The organism is Streptomyces sp. NPDC023723 (assembly GCF_040639815.1).
Taxonomy (GTDB): domain Bacteria; phylum Actinomycetota; class Actinomycetes; order Streptomycetales; family Streptomycetaceae; genus Streptomyces.
Genome location: NZ_JBFAAP010000028.1, coordinates 87,844 through 97,956, shown reverse-complemented (window position 1 = coordinate 97,956; position 10,113 = coordinate 87,844). Strand labels below are relative to the sequence as shown.

At 74.7% G+C, this 10,113-nt stretch carries 11 protein-coding genes and 1 pseudogene; 5 read left to right on the top strand and 7 right to left on the bottom strand.

Annotation, left to right across the window (positions count from 1 at the left end):
• The 3 genes and pseudogenes from AB0G32_RS26010 to AB0G32_RS26000 all read right to left on the bottom strand — a co-directional run.
• Nucleotides 1-131 (bottom strand): annotated as a pseudogene (locus tag AB0G32_RS26010) (pyridoxal phosphate-dependent aminotransferase); the annotation flags it as partial.
• A gap of 208 nt (nucleotides 132-339) precedes the next feature.
• Entirely contained in the window at nucleotides 340-1,362 is a 1,023-nt protein-coding gene (locus AB0G32_RS26005) for a hypothetical protein (RefSeq protein WP_361167889.1), read from the bottom strand.
• Between the two features lie 174 nt (nucleotides 1,363-1,536).
• Nucleotides 1,537-2,334, bottom strand: coding sequence for an RNA polymerase sigma factor SigF (locus AB0G32_RS26000; RefSeq protein WP_361167886.1), 798 nt, complete (start codon nucleotides 2,332-2,334; stop codon nucleotides 1,537-1,539).
• Between the two features lie 341 nt (nucleotides 2,335-2,675).
• On the opposite strand from AB0G32_RS26000, the gene AB0G32_RS25995 reads away from it, so the two are divergent.
• The gene (locus AB0G32_RS25995) at nucleotides 2,676-4,469 is read left to right on the top strand and encodes a thiamine pyrophosphate-requiring protein (RefSeq protein WP_361167883.1); all 1,794 of its coding nucleotides are present in this window, start codon (nucleotides 2,676-2,678) and stop codon (nucleotides 4,467-4,469) included.
• Nucleotides 4,470-4,493: 24 nt separating this feature from the next.
• On the opposite strand, the gene AB0G32_RS25990 is transcribed toward AB0G32_RS25995, so the two are convergent.
• A complete protein-coding gene (locus AB0G32_RS25990; RefSeq protein WP_361167880.1) occupies nucleotides 4,494-4,949 on the bottom strand; it encodes a hypothetical protein in 456 nt (151 codons plus the stop codon).
• A gap of 129 nt (nucleotides 4,950-5,078) precedes the next feature.
• Here AB0G32_RS25990 and AB0G32_RS25985 point away from each other — a divergent pair, with 129 nt between their 5' ends.
• Nucleotides 5,079-5,534 (top strand): cyclic nucleotide-binding domain-containing protein, encoded by a 456-nt coding sequence (locus AB0G32_RS25985; protein ID WP_361167877.1) that lies wholly within the window; start codon nucleotides 5,079-5,081, stop codon nucleotides 5,532-5,534.
• A gap of 28 nt (nucleotides 5,535-5,562) precedes the next feature.
• On the opposite strand, the gene AB0G32_RS25980 is transcribed toward AB0G32_RS25985, so the two are convergent.
• Nucleotides 5,563-5,793 (bottom strand): hypothetical protein, encoded by a 231-nt coding sequence (locus AB0G32_RS25980; protein ID WP_361167874.1) that lies wholly within the window; start codon nucleotides 5,791-5,793, stop codon nucleotides 5,563-5,565.
• Between the two features lie 177 nt (nucleotides 5,794-5,970).
• Between AB0G32_RS25980 and AB0G32_RS25975 the strand changes: the two genes are divergently transcribed.
• Both AB0G32_RS25975 and AB0G32_RS25970 read left to right on the top strand, forming a co-directional pair.
• Nucleotides 5,971-6,348 (top strand): DUF2795 domain-containing protein, encoded by a 378-nt coding sequence (locus AB0G32_RS25975; RefSeq protein ID WP_361167871.1) that lies wholly within the window; start codon nucleotides 5,971-5,973, stop codon nucleotides 6,346-6,348.
• A gap of 26 nt (nucleotides 6,349-6,374) precedes the next feature.
• Nucleotides 6,375-6,914: a type 1 glutamine amidotransferase domain-containing protein gene (locus tag AB0G32_RS25970; protein WP_361167868.1), complete on the top strand. Its 540-nt coding sequence runs from the start codon at nucleotides 6,375-6,377 to the stop codon at nucleotides 6,912-6,914.
• 55 nt (nucleotides 6,915-6,969) lie between these two features.
• Here the strand turns inward: AB0G32_RS25970 and AB0G32_RS25965 are convergent, their stop codons facing one another.
• Nucleotides 6,970-7,230 (bottom strand): DUF6158 family protein, encoded by a 261-nt coding sequence (locus AB0G32_RS25965; protein ID WP_361167865.1) that lies wholly within the window; start codon nucleotides 7,228-7,230, stop codon nucleotides 6,970-6,972.
• Between the two features lie 61 nt (nucleotides 7,231-7,291).
• On the opposite strand from AB0G32_RS25965, the gene AB0G32_RS25960 reads away from it, so the two are divergent.
• Nucleotides 7,292-8,419, top strand: coding sequence for a Vms1/Ankzf1 family peptidyl-tRNA hydrolase (locus AB0G32_RS25960; RefSeq protein ID WP_361167862.1), 1,128 nt, complete (start codon nucleotides 7,292-7,294; stop codon nucleotides 8,417-8,419).
• A gap of 1 nt (nucleotide 8,420) precedes the next feature.
• On the opposite strand, the gene AB0G32_RS25955 is transcribed toward AB0G32_RS25960, so the two are convergent.
• The gene (locus AB0G32_RS25955; RefSeq protein WP_361167859.1) at nucleotides 8,421-10,040 is read right to left on the bottom strand and encodes an ATP-binding cassette domain-containing protein; all 1,620 of its coding nucleotides are present in this window, start codon (nucleotides 10,038-10,040) and stop codon (nucleotides 8,421-8,423) included.
• Between the last annotated feature and the right edge of the window lie 73 nt (nucleotides 10,041-10,113).

Here is a 10,113-nt window from a genome sequence, read left to right as displayed (position 1 = left end):
GGGTCCTGGCCGGTGCGGTCCGCGGCGGCGGCGAGGACGGCCAGCAGTTCGGCCGGGGCCGGCAGGCCGTCGTCGGGGGGCGGCGGCCCGAACCGGACGGGGCCGTGACCTTCGGGGGCCGTCCGCCGCATCGGTACCTCCGCCAGTCCGTTCCACTGCTGCCCCGTCGCCGCCGGGCCGGTCCGCACCGCACCGTTTCGCCCGGTGACCGTGGTGACACCGGTCGTCCTCTGAGTACCCAGCGCACCGGCCGGCCATGGCCCCGGGGGCGGGTTGCGCGGATCACAGGGGGCGCGGGCGCGGCGGGCCGTCCCGGACGCGGCGGACCGGCCCGCGCCGTCAGCCGTCCCCGGTGGTCCGCCGTCGGCGCGGGCGCAGCCGGTGGGCGGCCGCGGCGCAGGCGCCCGCGATCAGGACGCCGCCAGCCACCAGGGCGGGCACGGAGTCGGTGAAGGTACCGCCCGTTCCGGCGTGCACACCGTTCGGGACCGTGCCGTCGCCGCACGACCCGCCGTGCGGTACGGCCTCCGGGCACGGCGGCCGGGTGGCGCAGGGCGCGCCGGGGTGGGCCGGCTCGGGGCAGGGCTGCTTGCCGCCGCCCGCCTCCGCCGTCTTCGACACGGTGAACTTCGCGCTCCACGGGTGGCCCTTGCCGTGCGCCGCCGGGCAGGTGCCGTCGACCGTCCGGACGCCGAGGTGGCCGGCGGGGGCGATCCGGGCGGTGCCCCGGTAGGCGGGCCCGGCGGTCTTGCCGCCGTGGCCGGCGCCTTCGTGGCCGGAGCTCTCGTGGCCGGCCACCTTGTGGAGCTTGACGGTGCCCTTCTCGAACGCCCGCGAGGTGGCGTCCAGGGCGGCCGGGGCGGGTCCGCCGGACGGACAGGAGACGGCGACGGTGAGGTGGGCGCCGGGCCGGACGGCGGCCGGGCTCACCTCGGCGGTCGCCTTGCCGGCCCCGCCGCCCCCTCCCCCGCTCAGCTCCCCGCCCCGGTCTCCGCTCGGCTCCCCGCCCCGGTCCGCGCCCCGTCCGGCCGGACCGGTGCCGTCCTGGAAGGGCTCCTCCTCACCGAGTACGGCGGCGGGCTCCTCCTCACCGAGTACGGCTCCGGGGTCCTCCTCGTCCAGGACGTCGTCCGCCGCGTCCGGGATCTCGGGCACGTCCGCCCCGTCAGGGAGCTCCGGGACCTCGTCGGGAAGGCCCGGGTCGGCCTCCTCCCGGGGCACCATGAGGGCGGTCGCCGCCCCCGGTGCCGCGAGACCGGGCACGGTGCCGAGGCCCAGGGCGGCAACGGCCAGGGCGGTGGTCGTCAGGACGCGGGCGGCGCGGCGGCGGGCGGCGCGGCCCTCGGTGCGGCCGGTGGGCATGGGGCGGGCTCCTTCGAGCGGCGGCGGCGGGGGCACGGCACTCGCGCCCCCGGTGCCATCAGAGCCCGCCCGGCGCCGGGCCGCGCGCGGCCCTGCTCCGTTCGCGGGACCCAGCCGCCCGAGCGAGTGACAGACCAGGTTTCACGACCCGGCCCACCGCATCGGCCCAGTGACTCAGCCCGCCGGCTCCCGCAGCACCTGTTCCCGCACCCGGTGGCAGCACCGGCTGATCAGCCGGGAGACGTGCATCTGGGAGATGCCGAGCTCCTCGGCGATCCGGCTCTGCGTCATGTCGTCGAAGAACCGCATGTAGAGGATGGCGCGTTCGCGTTCCGGCAGCGCGGCGAGGCGCTCGCGGACCGCCTCGCGGTCGACGACGGTGTCCAGCGCCGGGTCGGGTCCGCCGAGCACGTCGCCGAGCGAGTAGCCGTCCTCGCCGCCGGGCAGCTCGGCGTCCAGGGAGAGCGCGGTGAAGCTCTCCAGCGCCTCCTGGCCCTCCCGTACGTCGTCCTCGCTGAGGTCGGCGTGCGCGGCGATCTCGGCGACCGTCGGGCGGCGGCCGGAGATGGTCTGGGACAGGTCCTGTCCGGAGCGGCGGACGCGGTTGCGCAGGTCCTGGACCCGGCGCGGGACGTGCAGGGTCCACATGTGGTCGCGGAAGTGCCGCTTGATCTCGCCGGTGATGGTCGGCACGGCGTAGCTCTCGAAGGCGTTGCCCAGTTCGGGGTCGTACCGGTCGACGGCCTTGACCAGGCCGAGGGCCGCGACCTGGCGCAGGTCGTCGTAGCTCTCGCCGCGGCTGCGGAAGCGGCCCGCGAGCCGTTCGGCCATGGGCAGCCAGGCCTCGACGATCCGGTCCCGCAGCGCGTCGCGCCGGGGGCCGTCGGGGAGGGCGGTGAGTTCACGGAAGGCGGCTGCGGTGTCGGGGGCGTCGTCGTGCGGGTGGGGCCTGGCGGGAACTCGGATCGGCATGGTGCGTCGCAACTCCCTTGGAGTGCGGGGTCCGCCGTCACGTCCGGCGGCGGCTCGTCCGGTACGACCGGAGGCGCGGGGACGGACGCCGGTGCGACGGCACGACCGTGAGGTCGGGCGGTCACCGCGGGAGCGTGTCCGAAGGTCCCGCAGGTACGGACGGACGCCGCCGTGGGCGGCGTCGCGCCGCTCCCACGGGCGTGCCTCCTGTCCGAAGCACTGAGGGTCCGCCTGCCCCGCCGGCCGCGCGGCAAACACCCGGGAGGTTTCCGGTCCGCCGCCGGGGTGACCCGTACGGCTGCCGCCGACATCGTCCGCACCACACCCCGGAGGTCCGTTCCATGGGTTCCAAAGTCTCCGACCACGTCCTGCAGCGGCTGCGCGAGTGGGGGGTCGACCAGGTGTTCGGCTACCCGGGGGACGGCATCAACGGGCTGCTCGCCGCCTGGGGGCGGTCCGACAACCAGCCGCGTTTCGTGCAGTCCCGGCACGAGGAGATGTCGGCCTTCCAGGCGGTCGGTTACGCCAAGTTCAGCGGCCGGCTCGGGGTGTGCGCGGCGACTTCGGGACCGGGTGCGATCCATCTGCTGAACGGGTTGTACGACGCCAAGCTCGACCATGTGCCGGTGCTGGCGATCGTCGGTCAGACGCACCGCACCGCGATGGGCGGCTCGTACCAGCAGGAGGTGGACCTGCACACGCTGTACAAGGACGTCGCCTCGGAGTTCGTGGAGACGGTGACCGTGCCCGAGCAGCTCCCGAACGTGCTGGACCGGGCGATCCGGACCGCCTACGCGCGGCGCTGTCCCACGGCGGTCATCATCCCCGGCGATGTGCAGGAGCTGGACTACTCGCCGCCGACGCACGCCTTCAAGATGGTGCCGTCCAGCCTGGACCGCGGTTCCTGGACGGCCGTTCCCTCGGACGAGTCGGTGCGGCGGGCGGCGGAGGTGCTCAACTCCGGTGACAAGGTGGCGATCCTGGTCGGCCAGGGCGCGGCCGGCGCCCGGCACGAGGTGGAGACGCTGGCGGAGCTGCTCGGCGCGGGGGTCGCCAAGGCGCTGCTCGGCAAGGACGTCCTCAGCGACGAACTGCCGTACGTCACCGGCTCCATCGGCCTGCTGGGCACCCGCCCGTCGTACGAGCTGATGCGGGACTGCGACACGCTGCTGACCATCGGTTCGTCCTTCCCGTACTCGCAGTTCCTGCCGGAGTTCGGCAAGGCGCGCGGCGTGCAGATCGACATCGACCCGCACATGATCGGGATGCGCTATCCGTACGAGGTGAATCTCGCCGGCGACGCGAAGGCCACGCTGGAGCGGCTGATCCCGCTGATCGAGGACGGCCGGGGCCGCGAGTGGTACGACACGGTGTGCGCCAACGTGACGCGCTGGCGGGACACCATGGAGCGGCGGGCCGCGCTGGACGCCGATCCGATCAACCCGGAGTACGTGGCCGCCGCCCTCGACCCGCTGCTGCCGCCGGACGCCATCGTGACCTCCGACTCCGGTTCCACCGCCAACTGGTACGCCCGGCACCTGACCATGCGCGCGGACATGCGCGGTTCGCTGTCCGGCACGCTGGCGACGATGGGGTGCGGGGTGCCGTACGCGATCGGGGCGAAGTTCGCCCATCCGGAGCGGCCGGTGGTGGCGCTGGTCGGGGACGGCGCGATGCAGATGAACGGGATGGCGGAGCTGATCACGGCGGCCAAGTACCGGGAGCTGTGGGCGGATCCGCGGCTGGTCGTGGCCGTCTGGAACAACCGGGACCTGAACCAGGTCACCTGGGAGATGCGGGCGATGGAGGGCGCGCCGTCCTTCCTGCCCTCGCAGGAGCTGCCGGACGTGCGGTACGCCGACTTCGCCCGTTCGCTGGGGCTGACCGGCATCCGGGTGGAGAAGCCCGCGGACGTCGAGGGCGCCTGGCGTACGGCGCTGGCGGCGGACGGTCCCGTGGTGCTGGAGTTCCTCACCGACCCGGCGGTGCCGCCGGTCCCGCCGCACGCCTCCTGGGACCAGCTGGAGGCCACCGCCGCCGCCATCCTGAAGGGTGACGCGGACCGGGGTTCGATGATCAAGCAGGGCTTCAAGTCGAAGGTGCAGGAGTTCCTGCCGGGCCGGGAGAAGAAGTAGGCGGCGCACCGGCACGGCGGCCGGTCAGCACCACGCGCCGCCGTCCCGGTCCGCGATGATCTCCACCGCCAGCTCACGGCCGGCCGGTTCCTCCAGCGTCAGGTACGCGGTCGTGCCGCCGATCCGCTTGGTGTAGCAGGCGTCCGTCCGAGGCCGCCAGCCCTGGGCCGGGGCGGCCGTCCGGTAGTGCGCGCGGACGCTCGCCCCGGTCCCCGGATAGCGGTAGGAGGCCCCGGCGACCACGAACAGGTCGTCGTCGTCGCAGGAGCGGTACGGCCGTCCGGTCCCGGCGCCGGCCGGCCCGGCGGCCAGTACGGCGTCCGCCGCCAGGGCCTCCCCCAGCCGGTCCTCCGGGTCCCCGCAGCCGTACTCGAACAGCAGGTTCCACGCCGGTTCCCCCACCGCCTGGTGGGTGAGGCCCAGCAGCCCCGCGGTGAGCAGCAGCCCGCTCAGTGAGATCCCGGCCATCCGGATGCGCATGACGCGGGACAGTAACGCACCGGCGGCGGGCCGCGGTTCGGGCCGGTCGGCCCCGGCCGGGTGCCGTCCGGCCCGTCCCCGCCCGCCGGGCGCGGTTCCAGACTGGGCGGCGGACGAAGGGAACCCGAGATGACCTCCACCACCCGCACCGCGGCGCTGCCGGCCGACCAGCGCGAGCGGCTGATGCGGCTCGGCCGCACGGTGTCCGTCGCGGCGGGCGCACGAATGTTCGAGGAGGGTCGGCGGGCCGACCGGTTCTGGGTGATCCGCACCGGCACGGTGACCCTGGACCTGCGGGTCCCCGGCCGCCGGGCGGCCGTCATCGAGTCGCTGGGCCACGGCGACCTGGTCGGCTGGTCCTGGCACTTCCCGCCGCACCGGTGGCAGCTGGGCGCCGAGGCGCTGAGCCCGGTCCGGGCCTGGGAGTTCGACGCGGCGGCGGTGCGCGCGCTGTGCGCCGAGGACGCCGCGTTCGGCCGTGCGGTGGCCGGCTGGGTCGGCGGCGTGGTCGCCCACCGGCTGCACGCCGCCCGGGTCCGGCTGCTCGACCTCTACGGGCCGTGCGGCAGCGGGAGCCCGGGCTGACCGTGCCGTTCGGGTCCGGGCGGCGCCGTCAGGCCGCCGAGGAGAGTTCCCCGCCCGGGCCGGAGGTCCGCGCGCCGGGCTGCTTCCTGGCGTCCGGCACCGCCGGGAGCGGCGGCCCGGCCGGCAGCGGGCCGGGGGCGCCGCGCGGGTCGGCGGGGACCGGCTCCGCGGCCGGCAGCAGCAGTTCCTCGTACCGGCCCAGCGCCAGTACCACGCCGAGCATGAGGACCGGGATGAGCACAGTGAACAGCACCGCCATGGTCCTGTCCGTCCTTCCCGAGGAGGGTGGGCGCGGGGGGCCGGGGCCGGGTTCCCGCTGTGCGCGGGGCAAACCGGCGGCGCGCCGCGGATCCGGCCCGAACCGTCCGGCGTAATCCGTGTCGCCCTCCGCCTGCCGGGTACGCGGGTCCCACCCCCGAAGGAGCTGGAGGGAGACATGCAGCGAGGCAGCGACCGGCTGAGCGCCCACCGTGACGACGAGATGAAGCACGAACTGCAAGGTCTGCTGCGGTCCGGGCACCCCACCCGCACCGAGGAGTGGCACGACCCCGAGCCGATCGCCGAGGACGACCCGGAGGTGGCGTACGGCCCGGTGACGCCGAGCCGCGCGCCCTCCCTGCTGGAGTCGCTCCGGCTGGAGCTGGCCCGGAACCTGACCCGCGGCGCGTTCCCGGCGGGCCCGCGGGAACTGGCCCGCGGGCTGCGGCGCGAGCACGCGCCCGAGTCCCTGGTCGAGCGGGTCGAGGGGCTGCCGCACAAGACGAGCTACGCCACCGTCCAGGAGCTGGCCGAGGCCCTCACGGACGCGCGCTGAACGAGGGAGAGAGGACTGGAACCCGTATGCGCATCGCATTCCTGACCGCGCCCGAGGGCGTGGAGCAGGTCGAGCTGACCGAGCCGTGGCGGGCGGCCGAGGACGCCGGTCACCAACCCGTGCTGGTGTCCACCCAGGCCGGGGAGATCCAGGGGTTCGACCACCTCGACAAGGCGGACACCTTCCCCGTCGACGAGGTGACCGGCGAGACGTCGGCGGACTCCTTCGGCGCTCTGGTGCTGCCGGGCGGCGTCGCCAACCCCGACTTCCTGCGCACCGACGAGCAGGCCGTCGCCTTCGTGAAGGACTTCTTCACCCAGGGCCGGCCGGTCGCGGCGATCTGCCACGCCCCGTGGACCCTGGTCGAGGCGGACGTCGTGCGCGGCCGGGTGCTGACCTCCTGGCCGAGTCTGCGGACCGACATCCGCAACGCCGGCGGCACCTGGGTCGACGAGCAGGTCAAGGTCTGCGACCACGGCCCCAACACGCTGGTCACCAGCCGTAAGCCGGACGACCTGAAGGCGTTCTGCGAGACGTTCCTCGCGGAGTTCGCCAAGGCGGGCTGAGCGCGGCGGAAGGAGACTGACGAGCGGGGGCGGCCCGGCGGGCCGCCCCCGCTCGTCAGCTGCCGCCCTCGCGTTCCCGGGCGCCCTCCCGGGTACGGCCCGCGGCGACCGGGCGCCGCGGGTTGCGGCGCAGCCACTCGCCCTCCAGCTGGGCCATCCGCTCGTTGTGCACCCGCAGCGCGTCGTTCGAGCCGTACAGCAGCGTGTCGTGCCGCGTGCGGTGGATGGTCTCCAGCTCCTTCATGAGCTGCTGGTCGTCCAGGCGGCCCGGGTCCACTCCGGTCCTGGCGCCGTCCCGCGTGTCGTGTTCGTTCATGCGGGCCGGGTACCCGCCCGGTGTCACACCACCACCCCCGAGCGGTATCCGGGAGGGACCCATGGATCTCGCGTTTCTGCATCCCCTCTACGACCACCAGGGCCCCTGGGCCTCCGTCTACGTCGACCTCTCCCGGCACGCGGAGGACACCGCGCACGCCCGTGACCTGATGGCCGAGTCGGTCGGCCGGGAGCTGGCGGACCAGGGCGCCGACGAGGCGACCTGCCGGGCCGTGCGGGAGGCCCTGAAGGAGCTGCGGCACGCCACCGACCCGCACGGCCGGGCGCTGTTCGCCCGCGGCGGGCAGGTGATCCTGGACACCCCGCTGGCCCGCGAGCCGCTGCGCCCCACCGCGGTGCACTGGGCGCCGCTGCCGCACGTCTCGCCGCTGCTTGAGCTGGCCGGCGAGGACCCGGTGTGCGTGGTGGCCTACATCGACCGCAAGGGCGCCGACTTCGAGCTGCGCTCCGCGCTGGGCAGCCAGGACGCGGGCGGGGTGACCGGCCGGCAGTGGCCGGTGCACCGCACCACCAGTTCCCTCGACTGGTCGGAGCGGCACTTCCAGCTCCGGGTGGAGAACACCTGGGAGCACAACGCGGCGGAGATCGCCGACGCGCTCGCCGTGTGCCAGGAGGAGACCGGGGCCGACCTGCTGATCCTGGTCGGTGACGACCGTGAGCGGCGGTCCGTGCACGAACGGCTGCCGAAACGGCTCCAGGACCGGGTCGTGGAGGCCGCGCACGGCACCGGCAGCCGGCTCCTGGACGAGGAGGTGCGGGAGCTGCGCGAGGAGCACGTCACCGCGCGGGCCCAGCAGGACCTGGACCGGTTCCTGGCCGCCCGCACCCCGGACGGCGAGGGCCGGGCGAGTGCGGTGGAGGGCGTGCCGGCCCTGGTCGAGGCGGCGCGGGAGCACCGTATCGACGAACTGCTGGTCATCCCGGACGGGCCGGACACCCACCGCGAGGTGTGGATCGGCGAGGACGCCGACCAGCTCGCGGTGCGGCGCACCGAGCTGAAGACGCTCGGCGAGCAGAACTCCTGGGCGGCCCGGGCGGACGACGCGCTGCTGCGCTCGGCCGTGCTGACCGGCGCCCCGGCGATCTCGGTGCTGCCGGCGCTGCCGGACACCGCGGACCGCCAGGACACGCCGGTGGGCGGGCTGGGGGCGCTGCTGCGCTGGAAGTGAGTCAGCGGGCCCGCTCGACGCGCCGCTCGTCCCAGACCGGCTCCGGGGTCTCACGGACCCGGCCGTCGCTGCCGAAGACCAGGTAGCGGTCGAAGGCGCGGGCGAACCAGCGGTCGTGGGTTACCGCGAGGACCGTGCCGTCGAAGGACTCCAGGCCCTCCTGGAGCGCCTCGGCGGACTCCAGGTCAAGGTTGTCGGTGGGCTCGTCGAGGAGCAGCGCGGTGACGCCCTGGAGTTCCAGCAGCAGGATCTGGAAGCGGGCCTGCTGGCCGCCGGAGAGCCGCTCGAAGCCCTGCTCGGCCTGGCCGGTCAGCTCGTAGCGGCGCAGCCGGGACATCGCGGCGCCCCGGTCCTGGGCGTGCTCCGTCCACAGGATGTCCAGGAGGGTGCGGCCGAGCAGCTCGGGGTGGGCGTGGGTCTGGGCGAAGTGGCCCGGGACCACCCGCGCGCCGAGCTTCCACCGCCCGCTGTGCGCCACGTCCTCGCCGGCCAGCAGCCGCAGGAAGTGCGACTTGCCGGAGCCGTTGGAGCCGAGGACGGCGACCCGTTCGCCGTAGAAGACCTCCAGGTCGAAGGGTTTCATCAGACCGGTCAGTTCGAGCTTTTCGCAGGTGACGGCGCGGACGCCGGTGCGGCCGCCCTTGAGCCGCATCCGGATGTCCTGCTCGCGCGGCGGCTCGGGCGGCGGGCCGGCCTCCTCGAACTTGCGCAGCCGGGTCTGGGCGGCGTGGTAGCGGGACGCCATCTCGTGGCTGACCGAGGCGGCCTGGCGCAGGGTGAGCACCAGCTTCTTCAGCTGGGCGTGCTTCTCGTCCCAGCGGCGGCGCAGTTCCTCGAAGCGGGCGAAGCGCTCGCGGCGGGCCTCGTGGTACGTGCCGAAGGAGCCGCCGTGCGTCCAGGCGTCGGCGCCGGCCGGGCCCGGTTCCAGGGAGATGATCCGCTGGGCGGCGCGGGCCAGCAGCTCGCGGTCGTGGGAGACGAACAGGACGGTCTTGCGGGTCTCGGCGAGCCGCTCCTCCAGCCAGCGCTTGCCGGGCACGTCGAGGTAGTTGTCCGGCTCGTCGAGCAGCAGCACCTGGTCGGTGCCGCGCAGCAGCGCCTCCAGGACCAGGCGTTTCTGCTCGCCGCCGGAGAGGGTGCGCACCTGCCGCCACTGCGCCTTCTCGTACGGCACGCCGAGCGCGGCGGTGGTGCACATGTCCCACAGCGTCTCGGCCTCGTAGCCGCGGGCCTCGGCCCAGTCGGACAGCGCCTGCGCGTACCTCATCTGCGCCGCCTCGTCGTCGACCGCCATGACGGCGTGCTCGGCGGCGTCCACCGCGCGGGCGGCGTCCCGGATGCGCGGCGGGGCGACCGAGACCAGCAGGTCGCGGACGGTGGTCTCGTCCCGTACCGAGCCGACGAACTGGCGCATCACGCCGAGGCCGCCGCTGACCGTGACGGTGCCCTCGTGCGGCTTCAGCTCGCCGGAGAGCAGCCGCAGCAAGGTGGTCTTGCCCGCCCCGTTGGGGCCGACGAGGGCCACGACGGCGCCCTCCCCCACCCGGAAGGAGACGTCGCCGAGCAGCGTCCTCCCGTCCGGCAGGTGGTACTCCAGGTGCGCTGCTTCGAGATGGCCCATGGAGTGATTGTCCCTGGTTCCGCCCCCCGCCCGGCAAACGCGTTTCGGGGCGGCAGGAAAGGCCGCCCGCAGG

Excerpts from the sequence above, each read along its gene's own strand:
- AB0G32_RS26005 (WP_361167889.1), bottom strand. The coding sequence starts at position 1,362 with ATGCCCACCGGCCGCACCGAGGGCCGCGCCGCCCGCCGCCGCGCCGCC.
- AB0G32_RS26000 (WP_361167886.1), bottom strand. The coding sequence starts at position 2,334 with ATGCCGATCCGAGTTCCCGCCAGGCCCCACCCGCACGACGACGCCCCC.
- AB0G32_RS25995 (WP_361167883.1), top strand. The coding sequence starts at position 2,676 with ATGGGTTCCAAAGTCTCCGACCACGTCCTGCAGCGGCTGCGCGAGTGG.
- AB0G32_RS25980 (WP_361167874.1), bottom strand. The coding sequence starts at position 5,793 with ATGGCGGTGCTGTTCACTGTGCTCATCCCGGTCCTCATGCTCGGCGTG.
- AB0G32_RS25955 (WP_361167859.1), bottom strand. The coding sequence starts at position 10,040 with ATGGGCCATCTCGAAGCAGCGCACCTGGAGTACCACCTGCCGGACGGG.
- AB0G32_RS25965 (WP_361167865.1), bottom strand. The coding sequence starts at position 7,230 with ATGAACGAACACGACACGCGGGACGGCGCCAGGACCGGAGTGGACCCG.
- AB0G32_RS25960 (WP_361167862.1), top strand. The coding sequence starts at position 7,292 with ATGGATCTCGCGTTTCTGCATCCCCTCTACGACCACCAGGGCCCCTGG.
- AB0G32_RS25975 (WP_361167871.1), top strand. The coding sequence starts at position 5,971 with ATGCAGCGAGGCAGCGACCGGCTGAGCGCCCACCGTGACGACGAGATG.
- AB0G32_RS25990 (WP_361167880.1), bottom strand. The coding sequence starts at position 4,949 with ATGCGCATCCGGATGGCCGGGATCTCACTGAGCGGGCTGCTGCTCACC.
- AB0G32_RS25970 (WP_361167868.1), top strand. The coding sequence starts at position 6,375 with ATGCGCATCGCATTCCTGACCGCGCCCGAGGGCGTGGAGCAGGTCGAG.
- AB0G32_RS25985 (WP_361167877.1), top strand. The coding sequence starts at position 5,079 with ATGACCTCCACCACCCGCACCGCGGCGCTGCCGGCCGACCAGCGCGAG.